At 32.1% G+C, this 25,435-nt stretch carries 23 protein-coding genes and 1 other RNA gene; 12 read left to right on the top strand and 12 right to left on the bottom strand.

Going from position 1 to position 25,435, the window contains the following annotated elements; genetic code table 11:
• The first annotated feature begins 15 nt into the window (after nucleotides 1–15).
• The 4 genes from NYQ10_RS18735 (at nucleotide 16) to NYQ10_RS18720 (ending at nucleotide 1,517) form a co-directional block, all read left to right on the top strand.
• Nucleotides 16–495, top strand: a complete 480-nt coding sequence (locus NYQ10_RS18735) for a BON domain-containing protein (RefSeq protein WP_289877747.1) — start codon at nucleotides 16–18, stop codon at nucleotides 493–495.
• 7 nt (nucleotides 496–502) lie between these two features.
• Nucleotides 503–880 carry a LysM peptidoglycan-binding domain-containing protein gene (locus NYQ10_RS18730; protein ID WP_289877746.1) on the top strand — a complete coding sequence of 126 codons (378 nt, stop codon included), beginning with the start codon at nucleotides 503–505 and terminating at the stop codon, nucleotides 878–880.
• Nucleotides 881–982: 102 nt separating this feature from the next.
• The gene (locus NYQ10_RS18725) at nucleotides 983–1,231 is read left to right on the top strand and encodes a type II toxin-antitoxin system ParD family antitoxin (RefSeq protein WP_289877745.1); all 249 of its coding nucleotides are present in this window, start codon (nucleotides 983–985) and stop codon (nucleotides 1,229–1,231) included.
• Nucleotides 1,224–1,517, top strand: coding sequence for a type II toxin-antitoxin system RelE/ParE family toxin (locus NYQ10_RS18720; RefSeq protein ID WP_289877743.1), 294 nt, complete (start codon nucleotides 1,224–1,226; stop codon nucleotides 1,515–1,517). The genes NYQ10_RS18725 and NYQ10_RS18720 overlap by 8 nt, the downstream gene beginning before the upstream one ends.
• A gap of 152 nt (nucleotides 1,518–1,669) precedes the next feature.
• Here the strand turns inward: NYQ10_RS18720 and NYQ10_RS18715 are convergent, their stop codons facing one another.
• On the bottom strand, nucleotides 1,670–1,963 hold the full coding sequence (locus tag NYQ10_RS18715; RefSeq protein WP_184162184.1) for a hypothetical protein: 294 nt from the start codon (nucleotides 1,961–1,963) through the stop codon (nucleotides 1,670–1,672).
• A 126-nt stretch (nucleotides 1,964–2,089) separates the two neighbouring features.
• Here NYQ10_RS18715 and rnpB point away from each other — a divergent pair.
• The 3 genes from rnpB to NYQ10_RS18700 all read left to right on the top strand — a co-directional run bounded on the left by rnpB (nucleotide 2,090) and on the right by NYQ10_RS18700 (nucleotide 4,749).
• Nucleotides 2,090–2,427: RNase P RNA component class A (gene rnpB, locus NYQ10_RS18710), an RNA gene on the top strand.
• Between the two features lie 31 nt (nucleotides 2,428–2,458).
• Nucleotides 2,459–3,709: a cation:dicarboxylate symporter family transporter gene (locus tag NYQ10_RS18705; protein WP_289877742.1), complete on the top strand. Its 1,251-nt coding sequence runs from the start codon at nucleotides 2,459–2,461 to the stop codon at nucleotides 3,707–3,709.
• A gap of 119 nt (nucleotides 3,710–3,828) precedes the next feature.
• Nucleotides 3,829–4,749: a ketopantoate reductase family protein gene (locus tag NYQ10_RS18700; RefSeq protein ID WP_289877741.1), complete on the top strand. Its 921-nt coding sequence runs from the start codon at nucleotides 3,829–3,831 to the stop codon at nucleotides 4,747–4,749.
• 4 nt (nucleotides 4,750–4,753) lie between these two features.
• Here NYQ10_RS18700 and NYQ10_RS18695 read toward each other — a convergent pair whose 3' ends face one another.
• From NYQ10_RS18695 to NYQ10_RS18685, 3 genes are all read right to left on the bottom strand, one after another.
• On the bottom strand, nucleotides 4,754–4,948 hold the full coding sequence (locus NYQ10_RS18695; protein WP_068845681.1) for a hypothetical protein: 195 nt from the start codon (nucleotides 4,946–4,948) through the stop codon (nucleotides 4,754–4,756).
• A 93-nt stretch (nucleotides 4,949–5,041) separates the two neighbouring features.
• Nucleotides 5,042–5,728 (bottom strand): response regulator transcription factor, encoded by a 687-nt coding sequence (locus NYQ10_RS18690; protein ID WP_289877740.1) that lies wholly within the window; start codon nucleotides 5,726–5,728, stop codon nucleotides 5,042–5,044.
• 10 nt (nucleotides 5,729–5,738) lie between these two features.
• Complete coding sequence (locus tag NYQ10_RS18685; RefSeq protein ID WP_289877738.1) at nucleotides 5,739–7,097, bottom strand: sensor histidine kinase; 1,359 nt, start codon at nucleotides 7,095–7,097, stop codon at nucleotides 5,739–5,741.
• Nucleotides 7,098–7,232: 135 nt separating this feature from the next.
• On the opposite strand from NYQ10_RS18685, the gene NYQ10_RS18680 reads away from it, so the two are divergent.
• Entirely contained in the window at nucleotides 7,233–7,379 is a 147-nt protein-coding gene (locus NYQ10_RS18680) for a hypothetical protein (RefSeq protein ID WP_289877737.1), read from the top strand.
• Nucleotides 7,380–7,412: 33 nt separating this feature from the next.
• Nucleotides 7,413–7,607: a hypothetical protein gene (locus NYQ10_RS18675; protein WP_289877736.1), complete on the top strand. Its 195-nt coding sequence runs from the start codon at nucleotides 7,413–7,415 to the stop codon at nucleotides 7,605–7,607.
• A 92-nt stretch (nucleotides 7,608–7,699) separates the two neighbouring features.
• Here the strand turns inward: NYQ10_RS18675 and NYQ10_RS18670 are convergent, their stop codons facing one another.
• Both NYQ10_RS18670 and NYQ10_RS18665 read right to left on the bottom strand, forming a co-directional pair.
• Entirely contained in the window at nucleotides 7,700–8,305 is a 606-nt protein-coding gene (locus NYQ10_RS18670; protein ID WP_289877734.1) for an RsmD family RNA methyltransferase, read from the bottom strand.
• On the bottom strand, nucleotides 8,302–9,123 hold the full coding sequence (locus NYQ10_RS18665; protein WP_276173042.1) for a DUF3822 family protein: 822 nt from the start codon (nucleotides 9,121–9,123) through the stop codon (nucleotides 8,302–8,304). Before NYQ10_RS18665 ends, NYQ10_RS18670 begins: the two co-directional genes overlap by 4 nt.
• A gap of 316 nt (nucleotides 9,124–9,439) precedes the next feature.
• Here NYQ10_RS18665 and NYQ10_RS18660 point away from each other — a divergent pair, with 316 nt between their 5' ends.
• The 3 genes from NYQ10_RS18660 to kdsB all read left to right on the top strand — a co-directional run bounded on the left by NYQ10_RS18660 (nucleotide 9,440) and on the right by kdsB (nucleotide 12,642).
• A complete protein-coding gene (locus tag NYQ10_RS18660; protein WP_276173043.1) occupies nucleotides 9,440–10,849 on the top strand; it encodes an ATP-dependent DNA helicase in 1,410 nt (469 codons plus the stop codon).
• A gap of 83 nt (nucleotides 10,850–10,932) precedes the next feature.
• On the top strand, nucleotides 10,933–11,763 hold the full coding sequence (gene ygiD, locus NYQ10_RS18655; RefSeq protein WP_289877733.1) for a 4,5-DOPA dioxygenase extradiol: 831 nt from the start codon (nucleotides 10,933–10,935) through the stop codon (nucleotides 11,761–11,763).
• 144 nt (nucleotides 11,764–11,907) lie between these two features.
• Nucleotides 11,908–12,642 carry a 3-deoxy-manno-octulosonate cytidylyltransferase gene (gene kdsB, locus NYQ10_RS18650; protein ID WP_289877732.1) on the top strand — a complete coding sequence of 245 codons (735 nt, stop codon included), beginning with the start codon at nucleotides 11,908–11,910 and terminating at the stop codon, nucleotides 12,640–12,642.
• A 138-nt stretch (nucleotides 12,643–12,780) separates the two neighbouring features.
• Here kdsB and NYQ10_RS18645 read toward each other — a convergent pair whose 3' ends face one another.
• The 6 genes from NYQ10_RS18645 to NYQ10_RS18620 form a co-directional block, all read right to left on the bottom strand.
• Nucleotides 12,781–15,195, bottom strand: a complete 2,415-nt coding sequence (locus NYQ10_RS18645; RefSeq protein ID WP_289877731.1) for an alpha-ketoacid dehydrogenase subunit alpha/beta — start codon at nucleotides 15,193–15,195, stop codon at nucleotides 12,781–12,783.
• A gap of 190 nt (nucleotides 15,196–15,385) precedes the next feature.
• Nucleotides 15,386–18,133, bottom strand: coding sequence for an aminopeptidase (locus tag NYQ10_RS18640; RefSeq protein WP_289877730.1), 2,748 nt, complete (start codon nucleotides 18,131–18,133; stop codon nucleotides 15,386–15,388).
• Nucleotides 18,134–18,432: 299 nt separating this feature from the next.
• A complete protein-coding gene (locus NYQ10_RS18635; RefSeq protein WP_289877729.1) occupies nucleotides 18,433–19,161 on the bottom strand; it encodes a TIGR00730 family Rossman fold protein in 729 nt (242 codons plus the stop codon).
• Between the two features lie 450 nt (nucleotides 19,162–19,611).
• Nucleotides 19,612–22,446 (bottom strand): excinuclease ABC subunit UvrA, encoded by a 2,835-nt coding sequence (uvrA, locus tag NYQ10_RS18630; protein ID WP_289877728.1) that lies wholly within the window; start codon nucleotides 22,444–22,446, stop codon nucleotides 19,612–19,614.
• A 131-nt stretch (nucleotides 22,447–22,577) separates the two neighbouring features.
• Nucleotides 22,578–23,546, bottom strand: a complete 969-nt coding sequence (locus NYQ10_RS18625; protein WP_289877727.1) for a tetratricopeptide repeat protein — start codon at nucleotides 23,544–23,546, stop codon at nucleotides 22,578–22,580.
• 103 nt (nucleotides 23,547–23,649) lie between these two features.
• Nucleotides 23,650–25,434 (bottom strand): chloride channel protein, encoded by a 1,785-nt coding sequence (locus tag NYQ10_RS18620; RefSeq protein WP_289877726.1) that lies wholly within the window; start codon nucleotides 25,432–25,434, stop codon nucleotides 23,650–23,652.
• Nucleotide 25,435 lies beyond the last annotated feature (1 nt).

Here is a 25,435-nt window from a genome sequence, read left to right as displayed (position 1 = left end):
TTAAAAGAAAGTATTATGAAAATGAGGTCAATTTTATTAGGAATGGCGCTTGCTGTTTCTTTAATAGCCTGCGCTCCAAAAGATGCAGACATAGAAAAAGCGATTAGCGAAAAACTAAGTGACACACCAAACATACAAGTGACTGTTCACGATGGTGTCGCTACAATTACCGGAACTTGTGATGATGAAGTTTTCAAAAAGAATATTGAAAAAAGCGTTCGAGCAACCAAAGGAGTAAAATCGGTAGTAAACACTTGCGAACTTGCTAGAGCAAATCAGGAACCAGCTGCTGCGGCTGTTGTTATTAATCCAGATACAGAATTAGATAAATCGATACATAAAGTTGTAGATGCTTATGATGGAGTTAGCGCAACTGTTGTTGGAGGTGTAGTGACACTTTCGGGTGAAATTAAAAGAGATAAACTACAGCCTTTAATGCAAAGTATCCAGGAATTGCATCCTAAAAAAGTCGACAATAAATTGATTATTAAATAAGAGTGTTATGAGTTTACAAGATAAATATAAGGAATTGACAGATTTGGCATCTCAATTGGGAACAACAAATTTGGAAGTAAGAGAGCAAGATAATGTATTGTATATCGACGGAATAGTAAAATCGGCAGAAGATAAAGAGAAACTTTGGAATTCTTATGGTGCGATTGATCCAGATTACAGATCTGCAGATGTTGTAATGAATATTAAAGTTGCAGAAAGCGCTTCAAAAGAATATACGGTTAAAAGCGGTGATTCGCTTTCGAAAATCGGAAAAGAGTTTGGCGTTTCTTGGCAAACAATCTTCGAAGCAAATAAAGATATCATTTCAAACCCCGACTTAATTCAGCCAGGCTGGAAGTTAAAAATACCAACAACAGTATTATAGTTGTACTATTTTAAAGCCCTCTTTTAAGAAGGGCTTTTTTTATATAATCTTCTGCGGAATTATTACCAATTTTTGGTAACTTTGCAATCTTATAAAAATAATATGGGAAGAAATACTTCTATATCACTTGGAAATCATTTTGAAAACTTCATAGAAAACAGTCTTTCGGAGGGAAGATATAAGAATGCCAGTGAAGTTGTTAGGGCAGGATTACGACTTTTGGAAGAAGAAGAAAGTAAATTAATCGTTTTAAAAAAGGCAATTCAAGATGGAATTAATAGCGGACGTGCCGAAAATTTTGATCCAAATGAACATCTTAAAAGCTTAAAAGCAAACAGAAAAAATGGCTAAATATTATTTGACAAATAAAGCTGTCGAAGATTTAGCAGATATTTGGAATTATACTTTTGATGAATGGTCAGAAAAACAGGCTGATAAATACTATCTTTTACTTTTAGATTCTTGTCAGGAAGTTGCTGAGAATCCTAATCTTGGAAAGAAATACGATAATGTGTCAGAAAAATTATTAGGTTATAAATCTAATGAACACATTTTATTTTATCGGATTATTTCAAAACAAGAAATTGAAATTATAAGAATTCTTCACGGTAGAATGGATTTGAAAACTAAATTTTAATGTTTTTTGGAATTCAAAATTCATTAAAGATTTTCTAATTATATGCCATTCCGAAAAAGGCTAGATTCCGTTTTTCGGAATGACACAGATTATTAAATACTTTTTTGTTCTCTTTTTTTTTTTTTTTTTGATTTTAGAAAATTAACAGAAAACTATCTTCCTCTAATGCTTAAATCAAATAAAAATTTTGCTGTTTCCTGATCAGAATCTGCCGAGAAGCCAGCCACATAAACTCCTTTTTTCCCCGAAGTCGATTTAATTCCGTATACAACTGCCTCATCTGCTGGGTCCGAATTACCCTCGTATCGATACACATGAACAATTTCAAATTTGTCAGGATTTCTTTTAATCATTTCTGCATTTCGATTAAAATCGCATGTAAATCCTTTTTCATTCAATTGATCTAAAGCCTTTGAAACAGTTGCGTAATGATACATTCTTTTCATGATAAACTGAATTTAATAATTATACAATTTTAAAGATAACTATTTTAAAATTAAAAAGTTAGAATGAAAGTCATAAAAACAGAAATTTAAAATGATTATTGTTAGTTCTTAAATCGCTACTTTTGCAGCGCAGACCGCCTTATCGTCGTCCCGATTCATCGGGAGGGAGGAAAGTCCGGACACCACAGAGAAGCATAGCGGGTAACGCCCGTCGGTCCCGATAACTTGTTGTTGGGATTAGGACAAGTGCAGCAGAAAGTATGTACAGGTAATGCTGTAGTGAAACCAGGTAAACTCTATGCGGTGAAATACCAAGTATATCGGCATTTAAGAGCTTCTCGTTCGTTGCCGAAGGGTAGGTAGATTGAGTCCCGAAGTAATTCTGGATCTAGATAAATGATAAGGTATTGTTTTGTTGCAAAATAAGACAAGAACAGAATCCGGCTTACAGGTCTGCATTTTTTATATATTTGTGAAACTATCTAACCCAATTTCATGAATATTTCGACTCCAAATCCTTCTTCACAAACTAATAAAAGTCTTTTTCGTACTGTAATTACCAATCTTACTTTTTGGGTTTTAATCGCAATTATTGCTGGTGTTTTGCTTGGACATTTTTCTCCCGAAAATGGTATGAAAATGGAAATCTTAGGTAAAAGATTTGTCGACTTAATCAAACTTTTTATTGGGCCAATTATTTTTCTGACAATTGTCTTGGGAATTTCAGGAATGGGAAATCTCAAGAAAGTCGGTCGAATAGGTGTAAAAGCCTTAGCTTATTTTGAGGTAGTTTCTACCGTTGCTTTGGCAATTGGTGTTGCTGTAGCTTATTTTTTTCAGCCTGGAAAAATTGATAAATCTGGATTAACTTTAGGAGATGCTAGTCAATATACAAACGGAAGTGCGAAAGATTTTTCTTGGCTTCAGTTTTTCTTTTCCAATTTTACACTTCAAGTTTTATTAGCCGCAATTATCTGCGGAATTGCATTGAATTTTTATAAAAAAAGAGAACAGACAATTTTAGTTTTAGAACGAATTTCTAAAGTGGTTTTCTTTGGTTTAAAATATGTAATGTATCTCGCTCCAATAGGTGCTTTTGGCGGAATGGCATATACTATTGGTAAATTTGGTTTGGCAACTTTAATTCCGCTAGGAAAATTAATGCTTTGCGTGTATTTGACAATGGCATTATTTGTCTTTTTAATTCTAGGAAGTATTCTGAGATATTATAAAATTAGTATTCTTTCTATTTTAAAATATATTAAAGAAGAACTTTTATTAGTTTTAGGAACTTCGTCTTCTGAAGCGGCTTTGCCTAGTATTATGGTAAAATTAGAAAGAATGGGCTGCAGTAAATCGGTAGTTGGACTTGTGATTCCGACAGGATATTCTTTTAATCTTGACGGGACTTCGATTTATTTATCAATGTCTGTAATTTTTTTGGCACAATTATACGATGTTCATTTGAGTTTCTTCGAAATTCTTACGGTAATCGGAATCTTAATGATTACTTCGAAAGGAGCGGCGGGCGTTACAGGAAGCGGATTTATAGTTTTGGCATCAACTTTAACGGCATTGCACAAAATTCCGGTAGAAGGTTTGGCTTTTTTGTTAGGAGTTGATAAATTTATGAGCGAAGCCAGAGCGATTACAAACTTGATCGGAAATACAGTTGCAACGATTATTATTTCTAAAACCGAAAGAGATTTTACAGAACTCGATTTGAATCCGATTTCGGAGGAATAATTTTTTTTAGCCACAAAGACTCTAAGCCTCTAAGTTTTTACGTTTTCTGTTGGCTAAAATTACTTTACGAGAAAAGAAACTTTGTGACTTAGCGCCTTCGCGGCATTAATTGAATAATTATGAAAACAAGAATTGGAATTTTAGGAATTGGCGGCGTCGGAGGTTATTTCGGCGGACTTTTAGCGAAAGCGTATTTCAAATCTGATGATATTGAAATCATTTTTATTGCAAGAGGAGAAAACCAAAACGCAATTGCTGAAAGCGGACTAAAGATTGTTACAGACGATTCAGAAATGATTGTTTATCCAGATTTAGTTTCTAATAATTCTCAAGAAATAGGAATTTTAGATTATCTCATTTGTGCCACTAAAACTTATGATATTGAAGAAAGTTTGCATTCTTTGAAAGATTGCATAAAGAAAGAAACTGTAATTTTGCCTTTATATAACGGCGTTGACGCTCAGGAAAGAATTCAAAAACTATTTCCTGAAAATGAAGTTTTGCAAGGTTGCGTTTATATCATTTCTATGATTTTTTCGCCAGGAACGATTCGTAAAATTGGTTTCTATGAAAAGTTGTTTTTTGGTTCAAAAACGGCTCCATTTTCTAAATTAGAAGAACTCAATCTGATTTTTAAAAAAGCAAAAATCGAAAGTTATTTAGTTGAAAATATTGAAGAAGCAGTTTGGGAAAAATTTATTTTTATTTCTGCTTTAGCTTCTGTAACTTCTTATTTAAATCAGAATATTGGAGATATTTTAAAAAATGCCGAATCAAAAATAGTTTATATAGAATTGCTTCACGAAATTGAAGATGTAGCACAGGCAAAAGGCTTAAAATTGCCACATGACATTGTTGGACAGACTATTTTAAAATTAGAAAAATCTCCAAAAGAAGCTACTTCGTCTATGCATAGAGATTTGTTGGCTGGCAAAAATACCGAAGTTCTTTCGCTCACTCAATTTGTTGTAAATGAAGGAAAGAAATACGGCGTAAAAACTCCTCTTTACGAAAAGATTGCCGCCGTTTTAGTGAAATAGTTTTCTAAGATTCGTCTTTTGTCGCGCGAACCAAACTGATTCCAGACGTAAAAAAAACAATTCCTAAAATACCGTAAATAATTAATGATTTAATATCTCTGGTTTCTCCAGAAGTGCCGGCAAAAATAACGGCAGTATAAATAAGTCCTACAATTCCGAGGATTGTTAATAATCCTCCGAAAAATCTTTTTAGGTTCATGATTTTTAGATTTAAAGTTTCTCTAACAAATTTAAATCTCAAACCTTAATTCTTGTTATACAATTGTTTACTAAAATTATATGATTTGCAGGATTACTTTTGAATTTTAAATTCTAAACCAATATTTCGAACACTTTCAATCTTGATTTTAGGATCAGAATTAAAGTATTTTCTAAGTCTGCTGATGAAAACATCCATACTTCGTCCAGTAAAATAATCATCTTTTTTCCAGACAGACATCAAAATCTGATCTCTTTTTAATAATTGATTATGATTTAGATATAAATACTCAATTAGAGATGCTTCTCTTTCTGTAAGCTGCTGAACGTGGTTTTTGTTATTGAGAGTCAGACGTTCATTATCAAAAATATAAGAACCAATTTCGATTATATTATTTCCTTCTAAAGTTCTTTTTTGTTCAATTCTTTTTAGAATATTCTGCAATCGAAGAACAAGTTCATCAACCTCAAAAGGTTTAGCGATATAGTCGTCTGCACCTAATTTTAATCCAATTAATTTATCTTCTTTTAATTTTCTTGCGGTTAGAAAAATAAAAGGAACTTCTGGATTAATTGTAATGATTTTTTCTGCCAAAGAAAACCCGTCCAATTTTGGCATCATGACATCAAAAATGCAAATGTCAAAAGTTTGATTTTCAAAATATTTTAAAGCGATTTCGCCATTTTCTGCCCAAGTAACTTCAAATTCATGGAGTTCTAAATATTGTTTTAAAATTGCTGCAAAATCAAAATCGTCTTCGGCTAAAAGTAATTTTTTCAAAATAAAGTAATTAGACTTTTAATAAAATAGTAAACTGAGATCCTTTTCCTAAATCGCTAATCACGTTTACAGAACCCTGATGCGCTTTTACGATTTGGTCAACATAATATAAACCCAAACCTAAGCCTTTTGTATTATGCAAGTTTCCTTGTTCTACACGGTAAAACTTCTCGAAAAGAAAAGATTGTTTGTTTTTTGCAATTCCAATTCCGTTGTCTTCAAAAGTAATAGAAAATTGGTTTTCAATTATTTTTGTTTTAATGGTAATTGTGCTTGAACCATATTTTACAGCATTTTCCAAAACATTTAAAAAAGCTGTTGTTAAATGAAATCGGTCTAAAACCAAAATTGTTTTCTGAGTTTGAAAATCGGTTTTAAGATTGATTTTCGGAAAAGTAATTTTAAAATCATTTACAATCGAAAGCAAAAAATCTTCGGTTTCGATTTTTTCTTTTTGCAATTCAATTTCATTTTCTGCTAATGAATTTGCCATAACCTGATCAATCAAATTTTGTAAACGATTATTCTGGCGCGAAATAGTATTTACAATCGAAGTGAAATTTTCATCGTTGTTACGAATATTTTTTTGCTCTAAAATCTTGGTCGAAATTCCTAAAGTTGCCAAAGGAGTTTTTAATTCGTGTGTAATATTATTGATGAAATCGGTCTTAACATCGCTTACTTTTTTTTGCTTAATTAAAGCTTTAAGCGCAATTACAAAAAGCGTTATCAACGTCAGAATCGATAATAAAGACAGAATCAGAATAAAAGTCATTCTTCCTAAAATAATCATTTCCCAATCTACAACCGAGACGTACATCGAATCTTCTGTCAGTAATTTATAATCCTGATTATCAAAAGTTCCGTTTGTGGTTCCGACATAACTTCTAACCAAAAAAGCATGATTTAGAGAAAGAAGATTTCCGTATAATTTATTTTCAATAAAAGGTTTTTCAGAGAAAATAGTATCTGCTTCTTGTTTGCTTTTGTAAAGAATAAATTTATTCAAAACTATAGCAAAATCAATCTTAAAATTAGGCAAATCTCTCTCAAATTTTCGCTGTAATTTCTGGGTAATTGCATTTTGATATTGCGCCTGAAGAACACCGCTTTTTACGTCAAGTTTAGTTTTCTTTCCTTTAATATAATTTTCCGAAAGACTTTTGTAAAGCGCTTCTTTTCTAGAAACAATTGCAGAATCAATATCGCTGTAATTATTCGAAATCTTTCCAATTTCGTTTTTAATCTGCGTATGAAATTCGGCTACTTTATAATCGTAAGCCGTTTTTACCAAATAACATTGCACAGTCGTCAGAACAATTAGTGCGACAACCGAAAATACTATTAATAAATTGATTCTTTGTTTCATAATGGATTTTACCTGCATCAAAAATAATGCTTTTACGGTATAAAAAGCTCGTTAACTCCGCATTAACCTTCAATTAACTTTCGGAATAATTTTTTCAAATCATTTTTGCATTGACATTAATCAAAAGATTTTAAAATGAATATCTATTTACCATTAAAACTTCTAATAGCACTTTTATTATTCTGTCTTTCATTTATTGCCAATGCACAAAATGAAAAGCTAAAAGATTCGATTTCAAATGAACAATTGAAAGAAGTTTTAATTGTTCAAAACAAAAAGTAGGTGTTTTTGAACGAAACGCAAAACTAATTTTTGATGGGTTTTTGGCAAAAAAAATTTGGTAAAAACTGGACTTGCGCTTTAAATTATAATGATGTTTTTAAGAATACAATTTACACAGAAAGATTTACAATCAATAATATAAGTTCACGAGCGAGATATTTAGTTGATTCAAATGAAGTTTCTATCACGCTTCGTTATTCTTTTGGAAAATTAAGAAAAGTGAGTTAAAAGAAAAAAATATTAATGAGAATGAAAATAGAATTAGGTAAAATAAAAAAGCCTCTTGAATTTAAAGAGACTTTTTTATAATTAAAAGAAAACTAACCTTCGTCTTCTTCGGATTCTTTTTTAGAAATATCATGTGGTAATTCTTCATCGTCATCGGTTGAATTTAGTTCGAAAAAACTAAAAAATGAACCGCCGTAACTTTTCTGAAAAGAAAAATTACTCATATGATCGAGTTTGGTATATTTAGAATGTTCGATAATCATCATTCCGTCTTCTTCCAATAAATCTCTTTCAAAAACAGTCAGAACGATTTTTTCAAAAGTTGCCTGATCCAAACCGTACGGAGGATCGGCAAAAATAATATCGTAAGTAGTTTTAGTATTATCTAAAAACTTAAAAACATCACTTTTAGTTGCCGCGATATCAAAATCAAATTCTGATGAAACCTGTTTGATGAATTTTACGCATCCAAAATCTCCGTCAACTGAAGTTATTGGTGCGCTTCCGCGTGAAGCGAATTCAAAACTAATATTTCCAGTTCCCGAAAATAAATCCAGAACCTTTAAGCTGTCAAAGTTGAAATGATTGTTCAAAACATTAAATAATGCTTCTTTACTCATATCAGTCGTTGGTCTTACAGGTAGATTTTTTGGCGGATTAATACGGCGTCCTTTGTATTTTCCTGAAATGATTCTCATGATTGAAATAAGATATAATGTTTTTGATTTTCAGCTGTAGAAAAGCTATTTTTTTCTTGCAATTTGGTTACATCCATAAAAGAGATATGGCGAACATATTTGTATGCAATAGCATAAAAAGGATCATTTTCTTTAATTGTTCCTAACAATTCTAGTTTGAAACTCTCTGGATTCATGCTTAATTGCTCCGCAGTAAATAAAATATAGTAGATAAAATCTTCTGGTGTATTGTATTCAAAAGAATTGAACAGCAATAACTTCTGATTTTGCACAACGATAATTTCGAAATTTTCTGGATTAAAATTCACAATCATTTTTTTATCATCGTCATTGCGAGAATTGTCCAATATTTTTTCGACCAAAATACTATTGGCATGTTTGTAATCAAATGAACCAACATTGTCAATCAAGAAATTGTTGATATTTACATACGGAATATAAACCGAATTCATTTGATAATTAGATATTTGATCAAAAGTAAAAAAATCTGTTTCGAAAACTTTTGTGGTGTATTGCAGATAACTTCCTAAATAATTTTCATCAAACAAAGCCGTTGGAACAAAAGTCGAAAGATTATTGGTATGAATAACCATTACTTCATCATAAACATCTTTTAGTTCAGGATTATTCTTAAAAGCATTCGCAAATAAATCTTCAATTTTTGATGTTTTATTTGAATTGTCAAATTGAATTTCTTTAAACGAAGTAATGACATTATTTAAAGTATCAAAACAGCAATATGAAAATCCCGTCAGTGAAACCTGAATCGAAAGTTTTTTGTAATTTTTAGAAGTAATGTTAGTATTTTGTAATGACATAGTTGATTTACAATTCGTTACCTGTTTTAAATCAAGAAAGAATTTAAGCGACCACAAACTTACAAATAAAAAAAATAACAATGTCAATTTCAATCTCAATGAAAAAGACTTAATTAACGTGCAATTTCTAAAAATAATATTACATAAAAGTTAGCAGAATATTATCATTTTGTTTATTATCAGTTGTTTAAGAGTATGATTAAATTTAAGTTTTAGATATTATTTTTAATTTTCACGTTGAATTTGATTTAGCCATTGAAATTGAATTTTGTTATTGCCATTTAAATAAGCGAACTTTGTATTTCAATTTTTCCTTATGAATTCTGCACTCTTTTACGGTATTTTACAAAAACGATTTCCATTTGTACCAACTCTCAAACAGGATATTTTTTTTCAGAAAATCGCCATTTTTTTAACTGAACCTCAAAATGATACTATTTTCGTTTTAAAAGGATATGCCGGAACAGGAAAAACGACTGTAATCTCTACAATTGTAAATAATTTGGGAGATATTAATAAGAAATATGTTTTGCTCGCACCAACAGGACGCGCGGCAAAAGTGATTGCTAATTATTCGAACAATCCAGCTTTTACAATTCATAAAAAAATCTATTTTCCTAAGAAATCTTCGGGTGGAGGAGTGGCTTTTACAAAGCAAGTAAACAAACATAAAAACACCATTTTTATCGTCGATGAAGCTTCTATGATTTCAGACAGCACTTTAGACAGCGGTTCGCTTCTAGACGATTTGATTAATTATGTTTATTCGGGACAGAATTGTAAAATGATTCTTTTAGGAGATACTGCTCAGCTTCCGCCAGTTAATTTAGATGTTAGTCCGGCTTTAGATATTGACACTTTGGGTTTTCATTATAGTAAAGAAATTGAACATATCGAACTCGATGAAGTAATGCGTCAGGAAGAAAGTTCTGGAATTTTGTACAATGCGACAGAATTACGTGAATTATTGAAAGAAAGCTTTATTACTGAGTTTCGATTTAATGTAAAGAAATTCAAAGACATTGTACGATTAACAGACGGTTACGATATTCAAGATGCCATAAATATGGCGTACAGCAATTATAGTATTGAAGACACGGCATTTATTGTTCGTTCTAACAAAAGAGCCAATCAATATAACGAACAGATTCGAAGCCGAATTTTATTTAAAGAAAGCGAACTTTCTGTAGGGGATTTTTTAATGGTTGTAAAGAATAATTATTTCTGGCTAAAAGAAACCGACGAAGCAGGATTTATTGCCAACGGAGATATTATTGAAGTTTTGGAACTTTTCGGAATCAGAGAATTATACGGATTTACATTTGCGAAAGTAAAAATTAGAATGGTCGATTATCCGGATCAGAAACCTTTTGAAACCGTTTTGATTTTGGATACTTTAAAAAGCGAGTCTCCATCTTTAACTTACGAAGAATCAAATCGTTTGTATGAAGAAGTAATGAAAGATTATGAAGATGAACCAACTAAATATAAGAGATTTCAAAAAGTAAAAGAAAACGAATATTTTAACGGACTCCAGGTTAAATTTTCATACGCGATTACTTGTCATAAATCGCAAGGTGGACAATGGAATACGGTTTTTGTAGAACAGCCATATTTACCAGACGGAATCGATCGCGACTATATTAGATGGCTTTACACGGCTATGACACGTGCTAAAAATAAGTTATATTTGATAGGATTTAAAGACGAGAGTTTTGAGGAATAAAACACTAATTTCACGAATTAGCACGAATTTTTTTGATTTAGATTAGTGCAAATCTGTGTAATCCGTGTTTAAATATTTTTACAATGACAACACTAAACGATTTACATTCGATTTCATCAACGTTTTCGAATACAGATAAAATGCCCGTTCTATTTTTAGGACACGGCAGCCCGATGAACGCAATTGAAGAAAATCAATTTGTGGCTGGTTTTCGCAATTTGGCTAAAACTCTGCCGCAACCGAACGCTATTTTGTGTGTATCTGCGCATTGGTTTACAAAAGGAACAAAAGTTACTTCGATGGAAATGCCAAGAACTATTCATGATTTTGGAGGTTTTCCGCAAGCACTTTTTGATGTGCAATATCCAGCCAAAGGAAGTCCAGAATTGGCTGTTGAAACTCAAAAACTTTTAGATCCAGTAATGGTTGAGTTAGACGAACATTGGGGTTTAGATCACGGTGCGTGGAGTGTTATTAAACATTTATATCCAAATGCAGATGTTCCAGTTATTCAATTGAGTATTGACTATACAAAATCGGGACAATACCATTTTGAATTGGCTCAAAAACTGCAAGCGCTTCGTTATAAAGGTGTTTTAATCATCGGAAGCGGAAATATTGTCCATAATCTTAGAATGGTTGACTTTAGAAATTTTGATAAAGATAATTACGGTTACGATTGGGCAATTGAAGCTCGAGAAACCGTAAATAATTATTTATTAGATGGAAATTTCCAGCCTTTAATAGATTTTGAAAAATTGAATAAAGCCATTCAATTGGCAGTTCCAACTCCAGAGCATTATCTTCCGTTGTTATATACTTTAGGATTAAAAGATAAAACGGATGAAATTGAACTTTTTAATGATAAGTTATTAGCGGGTTCTTTGAGTATGACTTCGGTAAAAATAATGTAAAAACTTTGCGAATCTTTGTGAAACCTTTGTGCATCTTTGCGTTATAGCTTTCACAGAGACTCGCAAAGTTTTACACAGAGATTCACAAAAGAATAAATTAATAATGAGGATGAGATTGCTTCGTTCCTCGCAATGACATAAAAAATGAAAATAATAGCGGTAATTCCGGCAAGATATGCTTCCACACGTTTTCCAGCAAAACTAATGCAGGATTTGGGTGGAAAAACAATAATTTTAAGAACTTACGAAGCAGCCGTTTCTACAAATTTATTTGATGATGTTTTTGTAGTAACCGATTCAGATTTGATTTTTGATGAAATCGTTTCTAATGGAGGAAAAGCGATAATGAGCATCAAAGAACATGAATCTGGAAGCGACCGAATCGCCGAGGCAATTGCAGACCTAGATGTTGATATTGTAGTAAATGTTCAAGGCGATGAACCTTTTACAGAAGCAGGACCTTTAGCGGAGGTTTTATCTGTTTTTAAAAATGATCCTGATAAAAAAATTGATTTAGCTTCGTTAATGCGTGAAATTACTGATGAAGAAGAAATCAATAATCCAAATCATGTAAAAGTGGTGGTAGATCAATCTCAGTTTGCGTTGTATTTTTCACGTTCTGTAATTCCATATCCAAGAGAGGTAAATGTTGGTGTAAGATATTTTCAGCACATCGGAATTTATGCTTTTAGAAAACAAGCTTTATTAGACTTTTACAGTCTTCCTATGAAATCTTTAGAAGCTTCTGAGAAACTGGAACAGCTTCGATATTTAGAGTTCGGAAAACGCATTAAAATGGTTGAAACAACGCATGTTGGTATTGGAATTGATACGGCTGAAGATTTGGAAAGAGCTAGAGCAATGTTGAGAGATATTTGATTAATTGTTAATTGATAATTGTTAATGTTGCGTAAAGAACTTTGTCAAAGTTTCAAACTTTGACAAAGTTGATAAAGAATAAAAAACAAAAAAGCTCCAAAATTTTGGAGCTTTTTTTAATATCGAAAACATTCTAAATTACTGGTATAAAGCAGGATATTTAGAAGGATTAACTTCATGCATCATATCATATATTTTCTCGTAAATGTCTTCTGCAGAAGGTTTAGAGAAATAATCACCGTCAGTTCCGTAGGCAGGTCTGTGTGCTTTTGCTGCAAGAGTCTGTGGTTTACTATCTAGATGTTTGTAAGCATCTTGTTCTTCTAAAATCTGTTGTAAAATGAAAGCCGAAGCTCCGCCAGGAACATCTTCATCAATTACTAAAAGACGATTTGTTTTTGCAACACTTTTTACAATGTCTTTACTAATGTCAAACGGAAGTAAAGATTGAACATCAATAACTTCACAATCAATTCCTTTTTCTGCCAATTCATTAGCTGCTTGTTGAACCAATCTTAATGTTGATCCGTAAGAAACTAAAGTGATGTCAGAACCTTCTCTTAAAGTTTCTACAACTCCGATTGGCGTTTTAAATTCACCAAAATTTAAAGGCGTTTTTTCTTTTAAACGATATCCATTCAAACATTCGATAACCAAAGCAGGTTCGTCACATTCTAACAAAGTGTTATAAAAACCAGCCGCTTGTGTCATGTCTCTCGGAACCAAAACATGAATTCCTCGAATCGCATTGATAATCATTCCCATTGGAGAACCAGAATGCCAGATTCCTTCTAAACGGTGTCCACGAGTTCTAATGATTAATGGTGCTTTTTGTTTTCCAACAGTTCTATATTGTAATGTAGCTAAATCATCACTCATGATCTGAATAGCGTACAATAAATAATCTAAATATTGAATTTCAGCAATTGGACGTAAACCTCTCAAAGCCATTCCGATACCTTGACCAATAATAGTTGCTTCACGAATTCCGACATCGGCAACACGAAGTTCACCGTACTTTTCCTGCATTCCTTCCAAACCTTGATTTACGTCTCCAATGTTTCCAACATCTTCACCGAAAATTAAAGTTTCAGGATATTTTGCAAATAAAGCATCAAAGTTATCACGAAGAATCATTCTTCCATCTAAATCTGGTTTTGCATTTTCAGCATATTTAGGAAGCACTTTTTCTACAGAAAATACATTTTCACTTGATTCTGAATGTAGATTACTGCTGAATTTTTCTTGAGTTTCATTTAAGAAATTTGTAATCCAATTTGATAAAAGAACTTTGCTGTTTGGAACCTCAATAAAACGAAGAATTTTTCTAGCGTAAACTAAAATTTCTTTCTTTAAAGGCGCTTTAATCGCTGCCAATTCAGAAATTAATTTTTTGATTCTATCTTTATGATTAATGCTCGCTTCGGCAATTTGTTCTAATAATTCAAGAAGATTTTTTTGTTCCTCAATAATTGGATTAATGAAAGCATTCCATGCATCTTTTTTAGCTTCTAAAACTTCTTTTTTCAATTGAAAATCAAGTTCTGCCAATTCTTCTGGAGAAGCAATATTAATGGCAATCATCCAAAGACGCATTTGGCGAATACAGTCGAAATCTTTCTCCCAAGCTAATCTTTCTGCGCTTTTGTAACGTTCGTGAGAACCAGAAGTAGAGTGGCCTTGCGGTTGCGTTAATTCGTTTACGTGAATTAAAACTGGAATATGTTCTTCACGTGCAATTGCGCCAGCTCTTTCATAAGTCGAAACCAGTTCGGCATAATCCCAACCTTTTACTCTAAAGATTTCATAACCTTTAGAATCTTCATCGCGCTGATATCCTTTTAATATTTCAGAAATATTTTCTTTAGTTGTCTGATGTTTAGCGTGAACCGAAATTCCATATTCATCATCCCAAACACTCATTACCATAGGAACTTGTAAAACTCCGGCAGCATTTATGGTTTCAAAAAATAAACCTTCAGAAGTACTTGCATTACCGATAGTTCCCCAAGCAACTTCATTTCCATTTACAGAAAATTTGTCTTTTATTGTAATTCCGTCAACGTTTCTGTAGATTTTAGAAGCTTGAGCCAATCCTAATAATCTTGGCATTTGTCCTGCAGTTGGAGATATATCTGAACTTGAGTTTCGTTGTTTTGTTAAATCTTTCCAAGAACCGTCTTCGTTTAAACTATGCGTAACAAAGTGTCCGCCCATTTGTCTTCCCGCCGACATTGGATCGAAAGCTAAATCGGTATGACCATATAAACCAGCAAAAAATTGTCTTGAATCTAATTCGCCAATAGCCATCATAAAAGTTTGATCGCGATAGTATCCAGAACGGAAATCACCATTTTTAAAGGCTTTAGCCATTGCCAGCTGCGGAACTTCTTTTCCGTCGCCGAAAATTCCAAACTTAGCCTTTCCTGTTAATACCTCTTTTCGACCTAAAAGACTACATTCACGGCTTGTTACAGCTATTCTATAGTCATTCAATACCTCAGTTTTGAAATCTTCAAATGTCAGTGTAGTATTGTTTTTTTCTTTTATCATAATCTTGTAGGGTCATGTTATTATGTCGCGAAATTACTTAAAAACAATCAATAATCATAATTCTTTGAACTAAATATAATTTAATTATTTGTATTCAAAATCAAAAAACTACGTATTTTATTTATGTAATTTTTATGTAAAATTTAATTTTATTGATAATTTCGCAAGTTTTTGTTTAATTTTTATTTGATTAAAACCATTTTCGGGTAAAAAGAGTAACTAATGTTTTTGGCGAGAAAGTGATTATAAATCGTATTTTTTCATTGTATTTTGTTTGAGATATTTCCCACCCGTTATTAGAATATACTGGGAAATAAAGTTCAAAGTAGTCTGGAACCAAGTTTAAACGTACTCCAGTATCGTAGGCAAAAAACTCACTTTGATGTTTATTTTTCATAAAACCAATATCTCCATAAAGTTCAATCCAGTTCCAAACGGCATAACTTGCATTCAAAGTTGTCATCCATTGATTTGCGTAAGAAGGTTCTAATTGCGATTTAAATCCACCTTCGGCAATCACATATTGCTGACTAAAAAAGCCTGTGCTTTCTGACCTTCCAAAGAGATTATAATCGAATAAATAATCGGTTGGACGGTCTAAACCAAAACTGAAATAATCTGAATTTGTTGTATTATAAAGAAAAGTCCCTGCGAATAATCTCAAATTCAGTTTTTTGTTATTCTGAAATAATCTTCTGTATTCAATTTCTCCCGAAAGTTTTCCAAAATCTCCCGAAAACTGAACATCAGTCATAAAGTTAAAATGATTGATTAATTCTGTTTTTGTATTAGAATATCGGGCGTTAAAAATAGAATAGTTTGGTTTTGAATTGTCTGTAATATAATCGCTCGCTTCACGATTTACAATTATTTGGCGCGCCATAATAAGCTGTTTTCTATTATCTCTGAAATCTTTTTCGCGAATGCGGAATTGCACCATCGGATTCAATCTTAAGTAAGTTGCATCCGGAGCATAGTGAAAGTAGTTTTGACTTAAAGAATAACGCACATTAAACAAAGTGCTATTGCGATAATACTGATTCCAAGAAAATGCCGAAGATCCTGATAAACTTCCTGTTTTAGAAGAAAAAGCAGGATTAATATCAAAATTAAACGGCTTGTCTAAAATAGTTTTGTTATGAAATCTTATGCCAGGCGTAAGTCCGTCGTAATAATTATAATAGATTGTTGGAATGTATAAAATCTGATTGTAATTCGGATCTTCTAAATCTTTAGCAAAGTTAAATTTGATTGGACGATTCAGAGCAATATTTTTCAGCGATTTCCAGTTATTTCTCTGATTATATTCTGGAACTTCATTATCAAAATTAATGACAATTTTATCTGCATTTTTTCTTGGTAATTCGTAAACAGAATCTTTTTTTTTTGGTTCGATCCATTCCTTAAAAACAACCTGATTTTTTTTAGTTCCGTAAACGGGAATAGGTGCATAAATTCCGGTTTTGTTTTTAATTGAAAAAGAAACGCTGTCTGCAGTTCTAGAAACATTACTAAATTTATAATCGATTATATCTCGAGAATCTATAATTGTTTTAAAGAACCAATCGATGTTTTTTGGACTTTTTTTAGTTAGAATTTTTTCAAAATCATAACGATTAGATTGTCCAATTTTGTTCAAGTTATAAAACTCTTTTACACTTTCTGGAACAATGTTATGATTCAGATAATCATCCAAATAACTCAAACTTAAACCTGCTCGATATTTACTTGCTATCTGCTCGTTAAATTTGATTAAAGTATTTTTAGGATCTCCCAATGGCTGATCTAAATTTTTACGAGCCATAAGCATATAATAATAGCTGTATTGCTCATTAAAAGTTAGATTAGTAATGTTATAGCTGCTGAACAATTTCATGTTAGAAAGTCTTCCCAGCATTTTTTGGTCTTCATGATGCTCTTCCATGTATTTCATCATGACATAAATCTGAATTCCATCATAAACCCAATTGTCTTTTCTTGGATCTAATCGAAGACTATTTTTGAGGTAATTATTTAAAAATGTTTTTAAAAACTGAATTTCAAAAATAAAATCATCTGAAAACGGACTAATAAAAGAAGGCAGCTGATTCAATCCATAAAATGGATTTCGTTCATAATCTGCTTGCGAAACCGTAATTTTTTCATTCGGATATTCGCCAATAAAACCTTCCATAAACGAAACAACTCGGTCTATAATTACAGCTTTTTGAATTTCGCTTATTTTTTTACTTTTTAAATCTGTCGAAACTTCAATTAAACCATTATCATAAGTTCTAAAGCTATTTTGCTTTTCGATGTAAAGACTAAAATCAGATCTGTTTTTGCCTGAAAAAGAGTAAACGCTATAATCAGAATTGCTGACGTCTTTAGAAATCGAATTTAAATCCGTTGTAATAGCATATTGATTTGGAATTTTAATAGCGACTTCATAATCTGCAACGGCATTTGCAATGTCGTCTAGATTAAAATTGTTGTATTTTATAAACTCATCATTTTCAAAACGTGCAGGACTTATAAACCAATTTTTTAAAGCCATACCGCCATTTTGATCAAAACCAAAATGTGTAAATTTATCGTTTGGAATTTTAGCAATATAAGTAAGATGCAAATCGATTTTTTCGTTTGGAGCCAGTTTTTGATTCAGACGAACGATTATAAAATCTGGATTTTTTTCCGTTCTTTCCCATTCCAAAGCTAAAGAACTATCATCTGTCAAGCTTAAAATTGTAGTTTTTCCTCTATCAACAGCCTTTGCTAAATGAAATCCTCTGTAGAATTCATCTGAAAAACGTCTTGCTAAAGGTGTATTTTTATCTACAAAAGCATTATTCCAATCATTAAGAACAATAGAGTTTAGAGAATCATTTGAGGTATTGTAGAAAGTAAGATCCTGTTTTACATTCAGTGTTTTAAGCTCAAGATTTACCGCCACTTCCATCTTAGATTGATGTTGTGCTGAAAGTTTTATCGAAGAAAATAAAACTATAAAAAGGCAAATAATTTTATAAAGTGCTTTCAAATACGGGCTTAAAAATGTTCAGATATACTTAATTTACGGACATATTGTGACTTCGGATTTTTGTAAAAATAGCATAAAAAAAGCTGTTTAAAAAAACAGCTTTCAATTTTTGCGTATTTGTAGTAAAATTTAACCTTATAAGTGATATAAGTTCATTTAAAAGCATTGCTTTAAGCGTAACACTTAAATATACTTATATCATTTATGTGGTTCAAAAATTAGAAATTCGGACTCAAATCATATTTCTTGTAGAATTTATCTAAAACATCTACAACTTCATCTTCCGTATCCACAATTTTAAATAAATTCAAGTCTTCTGGACTAACCGTATGCATTTTCTCTACCAAAACCGTTTTAACCCATTCGATTAAACCAGACCAAAACTCTACGCCAACCAAAATAATCGGGAATTTTCCAATTTTCTTAGTTTGGATCAAAGTAATCGCTTCAAACATTTCGTCTAAAGTTCCGAAACCGCCTGGCATTACTACAAAACCTTGAGAATATTTTACGAACATTACTTTTCTCACAAAGAAATAATCGAAATTCAAGTTTTTATCGTGATCGATATAAGGGTTAAAGTGCTGTTCAAAAGGCAATTCAATATTCAAACCAACCGAAATTCCGCCACCTAAATGTGCGCCTTTATTTCCAGCTTCCATAATTCCGGGACCGCCTCCTGTAATCACACCGTAACCAGCTTTACTGATTTTATAAGCAATTTTTTCAGCCAATTGATAGTATTTGTCATCTGGTTTTGTTCTCGCAGAACCAAAAATCGAAACGCAAGGACCAATACGTCCCATTGCTTCGTAACCATTTACAAACTCAGACATAATTTTAAAAATTGCCCAGCTGTCATTGGTTCTAATTTCATTCCACGTTTTTTGTTTCAAACGATCCTGAATTACTTTATCTTCATCATTATCAAAATCTTCTAATCTCATTTTAGGTATTTTAATTTATTATTTTTTCTATTTATGTTTTTAGCGTTGTTGAAAGAAGGAGCTATTTCCTGCTGTCCGCTATATCTTTTGTGGTGAACCCCACCACAAAAGGATGCCGCTCCCATCAGGGCTAGGGCAGTTGGTTTCAAATAAACAATTGGTTTAATTGAAAGATTTCTCTTTTAAAACTTTGAATTTTTCAGAAAAAGCGGACACTAAATTAACGCTTTTTTCTAGAATTGTAACAACAATGTTTATTTATTAATTTAAATGTAACATTTTTTTGGTAATGATTTTTGTTGTGGTTTCATTATCAAGAGATTGGTGAGTTGAATATTGATTTCAATATTTTATGGCAAAAATGTGTAGACTAAATTTGGACGTAGACCTTTGTCAAAGTTTTAAACTTTGACAAAGGTATCGCCATGTAAAGATGTTTTAGTAAAGATTTTAAGCTTCCAATTCTTTTTTCAAAAACTTAGCCGTGTAGCTTTTTTTATTTTCGGCTACTTGTTCTGGAGTTCCTTTGGCAACCAATTGTCCGCCGCCTTTACCGCCTTCTGGACCAATATCAATAATATAATCGGCAAGTTTGATAACGTCCATGTTGTGTTCGATTACCAAAATTGTATTTCCTTTATCTACCAATTTATTGATAACTTCCATCAAAACGCGAATGTCTTCAAAGTGTAAACCTGTAGTTGGTTCATCAAGAATATAAAATGTATTTCCAGTATCTTTTTTAGATAATTCTCCTGCTAGTTTAATACGTTGCGCTTCACCACCTGAAAGGGTTGTACTTTGCTGACCAAGCGTAATATAACCCAAACCAACATCTTGAATCGTTTTGATTTTTCTATAAATCTTCGGAATATTTTCAAAGAAAGGCACCGCTTCATCAACCGTCATATCCAAAACATCTGAAATTGATTTTCCTTTATAACGAATTTCTAAAGTTTCTCTATTGAAACGCTTTCCTTGACAAGTTTCACATTCTACGTAAACATCAGGTAAAAAGTTCATTTCGATTGTTCTTACACCAGAACCTTCGCAAGTTTCGCAACGTCCGCCTTTTACATTAAAACTAAAGCGTCCCGCTTTATAACCACGAATCATACTTTCAGAAGTCATGGTAAACAGATTTCTAATTTCTGTAAAAACTTCCGTATAAGTCGCTGGATTCGAACGTGGTGTTCGCCCAATTGGACTTTGATCAATATCAATAACTTTGTCGATATGTTCTAAACCTTCAATCTTTTTATAAGGTTGCGGTTTTTTTACTCCATTAAAATAATAGGCATTTAAGATCGGATAAAGTGTTTCGTTAATCAATGTTGATTTTCCACTTCCTGAAACTCCTGTAACGCAAGTTAACTGTCCTAATGGAACTTCAATAGAAACATTTTTAAGGTTATTTCCCGTTGCGCCAGTCAGTTTTAAGAATTTGCCGTTTCCTTTTCTACGTTTTTTTGGAATCTCTAGTTTCATTTTACCATTCAAATATTGAGCGGTAATAGTATTTGATTTTAAAGTTTCTGCTGGAGTTCCAATACTGATAATTTCTCCTCCGTATTTCCCAGCTTTTGGACCAATATCAATTACATAATCGGCAGTTTCGATCATGTCTTTGTCGTGTTCGACCACAATAACAGAATTTCCAATATCGCGTAATTGTTCCAAAGAATGAATCAATTTTTCGTTATCTCTTTGATGCAAACCAATACTTGGCTCATCCAAAATATATAAAACGCCAACCAATTGAGAACCAATTTGTGTTGCTAAACGAATACGTTGCGCCTCTCCACCAGAAAGCGATTTTGAACTTCGGCTTAAAGCCAAATAATTCAAACCAACATTCATTAAGAAATTCAAACGGTCTTTGATTTCTTTCACGACTTCAGAAGCAATTAAAAGCTGTTTTTCAGTTAAATGACTATTTAAATCAAGAAACCAAGCTGTTAAATCTGAAATATCCATATCACACAATTCGGTGATATTTTTTCCATTCACTCTAAAAAATAAAGCTTCTTTTTTAAGACGAGAACCTTCGCAAACTGGGCAAGGAATTTCGTCCATAAAATCTTTTGCCCAACGTTTTATGCTAGTTGTTGCGCTTTCGTCATATTGATTTTTTATGAAATTAGAAATTCCCTCAAAATCAATTTTATATTCTCTGGTTACACCAAGATCTTTAGAATTGATAGAAAATTTATCTTTTCCGCCATATAAAATCATCGTCATGGCTTCTTCAGGAATTTTCTCGATTGGATCGGTTATTTTAAATCCGAATTTTTCTCCAATTGTTTCTAATTGTTTAAAAATCCAAGATGATTTATATTCTCCAAGTGGAGCAAATCCACCGCTTTTAATTGATAATTTCGGATTTGGAATAATCTTCTTCGCATTGATTTCATGAACAGTTCCTAATCCATTACAATGCGGGCAAGCGCCTTTTGGAGAATTGAAAGAAAATAAATTCGGCTCTGGATTTTGATAAGATATTCCTGTTGTCGGACACATTAAATTTCTACTGAAATAACGTACTTCATTCGTATCTTGATCTAAAATCATCAAAACATCTTCGCCGTGATGCATCGCTGTATTAATGCTTTCTGATAATCTTTTTTGAGTATCAGGATTGTCTTCAATAACCATTCTATCTACAACAATCTCAATGTCGTGTGTTTTGTAACGGTCTAATTTCATTCCAGAAACTAAATCCTGAACTTCTCCGTTAACACGAACTTTTAGAAATCCTTGTTTAGTGATTTGCTGAAATAATTCAGCATAATGTCCTTTTCTTGCTTTAATAACTGGTGCTAAAATATTAATGCGCTTTCCGTTGTAGTCCTGAATAATCAAATCTTTAATCTGTTCGTCAGAATACGAAACCATTTTTTCGCCTGTATTGTAACTGTATGCATCTGCTCCACGAGCGTATAAAAGTCTAAGGAAATCATATATTTCAGTAATTGTTCCAACAGTAGAACGCGGACTTTTACTGGTTGTTTTTTGTTCAATTGCAATAACTGGCGATAATCCGTCAATTTTATCTACATCAGGACGTTCTAAACCGCCTAGAAATTGTCTAGCGTATGCCGAAAAAGTTTCAACATAACGACGCTGACCTTCAGCATAAATAGTATCAAATGCCAAAGAAGATTTTCCCGAACCTGATAAACCGGTAATAACAACCAGTTTTTCACGCGGAATAGAAATGTCTATATTTTTAAGATTATGAACTCTTGCGCCAAGAACTTCAATAGTATTGTCTTTTTCTAACATAATTTTGAGCAAAACGCAAAGTTACCACTTTGATTTGTTCTTTTTGTGCTCGATAGCAAAACTTTATGTTACAAATAGTAACAAAAAAACGCCAATGAGAATCGGCGTTTTTAAATTTTGATTTTTTCAACCTATTTTGAACTGATGTTATTATCTGCTAGTATTTTTTCGAAAGTAGCTTCTTTGCCGTTTTTCTTCATTTCAGCATAAATCATTCTTATTATTTTTTCGGCATCTGTTCTATAAGGAGATTTTTGTTGAATATACATATTGTAAGCCTTACACATATTGTCTAAACCTTTTTCCTGATCGTTTAAATGCAAAGCATACATTTGACCAATTCCATAATAAACTTCAGGATTATTTGGCTCAATTTCTGCTAGTTTTTCGTATGTTTTTACTGCTTTGCCATATTCTTTTTTATAAGAGTAGACAACTGCGATATTTTGTAAAGGCATTAATCCGTTTGGATCTATTTTGAGGGATTTTTCGTATGCTTCAATTGCTTCATCGTATTTTTCTAATCTTCTGTAGCAAATTCCCATATTATCATAAGCGAAAGCAAAATTAGGATCAATTTTTATTGCTTTTTTATAATATTCAATTGCTCCTTTGTAGTTTTGTTTTTCTGATTCGTCAATTCCCAACTGATAGTTTTCTAAGGCTTTTTCATTTTGAGAAAGGGAATTTTTATTCACTTTATCATTTGTGGCAATTTTTCTTTTTAAAGAATTGCAATTAGCCATTAAATAACGTTCAATTTTATAATAGGAATCTTTAAAATCTTTAGAATCAGGATTAAAATTCATCGTAACATCGATATTCTTTTTCCCTTGCGTATCTGTAGTTGCTTTAGTCATATCAAGATTGGCTAATTTTTCGCCAATTTGATAAGCGCCAACTTTATCGCTAATGCACGAATGAATATCGGCAGTTATAGAATCTTTAACTCTATCTAAAGTTGGTATAGAATCTATACATTTACAAACGCCGTCTGAGATTTCTTTTAGTAATTCTTCAGCATTAACTTTTGCTGTTTCTTGGGATTTAGCATTTTGAAATCCAGCGATTAAAAGAACAAGGATTAAATAGTTTTTCATCTATAGATTGGTTTTTGGTTTATCGTTTTTGGGATGATAATAGTAAACCAAATATAGTATTTTTTGTATGAATATATCTATTAATCATGCAAGGCTGAAAAAATTATTCAATCGTCATAGAACGAAGTTTTGTTCTATAAGCTTCAAGCGCTATTGACTTAGAAATAAAGCCATGATATTTGCAATCTCTTAAAACAGGCAGAAAGGCAGATTTTGACATTTCGAATTTCTTCATTACAATTTCCATGCTGTCCAATGAAGAAATAGTTGTCAATGGCGCTTTCATTACATCTTTGATAAGAGTGTATTTTACGCGATAAGAATTGAAAATGATTTCGCGAATATCATTAAAATGAACAACACCAACTAAATCTTTATCGTTGTTTACAACTGCAAAAACTACTTGATTGGAGTGAGAAATTAAATCGACCAATTTGCTTAGATTTTCTTCAGGATGAACCGTTAAATAATCACATTGAATAATGGTATCAATATCCAAAGTCGATAAAATATTAGAATCTTTATTGCTTGTAAAAGCGTGTCCTTTTTTTGCTAATCCTTTTACGTCAAGCGAATATTTCTCGTAACGTTTTGAAATAGCAAAGCTGATTGAAGAAACAATCATAAGCGGAATCATAAGTCCGTAACCTCCTGTAATTTCTGCAATTAAGAATATTGCGGTTAAGGGCGCATGAAATAATCCGCTCAAAATACCAGCCATTCCAACCATTGTGAAATTGGTAATAGGCAATTTTGATAAACCAATAAGTGTTATAAATTTAGAAAAGAAATATCCTAAATAAGAGCCTAAGAATAGAGAAGGAGCAAAGTTTCCTCCATTTCCACCGCTTCCAAGTGTTAATCCCGAAGCAAAAACTTTTACCATCATCGTTGCTCCAACAAAAAGCAATAAAACCCATTGATTATTTCTAAAATCTGCAAAAAGAGTATTGTCTAATAATTTTCCAGGATCTGTTTCAGATAAAGTTCGAATGCTTTCGTATCCCTCACCAAACAAAGTTGGAAAGATAAAAATAAGCAAAGCTAAAAGCGAAGAACCGATTAATGCTTTTCTATATGGATTGATTTGCTGTTTTGAAAAATAATGTTCGACTCTTTGGAAATTTCTAGAATAATAAATCGCCGCAAGCCCTGTAAGAACTCCAAGTGTTACATAAAAAGGAATATTATGATAATCGAAAGTTTCTTGTTTTTTAAAGCTCAAAAGAATACTTTCATCCAATACAATCGCAGAAACTAGAGCGCCAGTTGCTCCAGAAATCATAATTGGAGTAAAGGCAGAAATACTTACGTCGACCAATAGAACTTCTATGGCAAAAAGAACTCCAGCAATTGGAGCGTTAAAAGCCGCAGCAATTCCGGCAGCAACTCCGCAGCCAATTAATAAAGTTCTGTCTTTGTATTGTAATTTATAGTTTTGGGCAAAATTTGAACCAAATGCGGCGCCAGTGATCACAATTGGACTTTCTAAACCAGCAGAACCACCCAAACCAACTGTTAACGAACTCGTAACAATCTGTGCATACATTTGCTTTCGCGGAATGATACTTGCTTTTTTTGCAACGGCATAAAGTATTTGCGAAGTTCCTTTTTGAATGCTTCCGTTAAGTACCTTTTTTACAACAAAAACGGTCAGTAAAATACCAATAATTGGAAGTATACTATTAATGAAACTCAATTTTAGAATTCCGTTAATATAAGTAGCGAAAGAAAATACGCTGTGGGCGAACGTTTTAAGAATAATTACAGCAAACGAACATGATATTCCAATTAAAACGCTTGATAAAAATAGAAACTGTTTTGGAGTCATTAACGATTGAGCCAAAGCAATTATACTTTCTAGTCTTCTGAAATATTTTTTTAACATT

This window comes from Flavobacterium johnsoniae (assembly GCF_030388325.1).
In the GTDB taxonomy this organism is placed as follows: domain Bacteria; phylum Bacteroidota; class Bacteroidia; order Flavobacteriales; family Flavobacteriaceae; genus Flavobacterium; species Flavobacterium johnsoniae_C.
The sequence above is the reverse complement of the archived record's forward strand: the minus strand, read 5'-3'. Positions and strand labels throughout refer to the sequence as shown.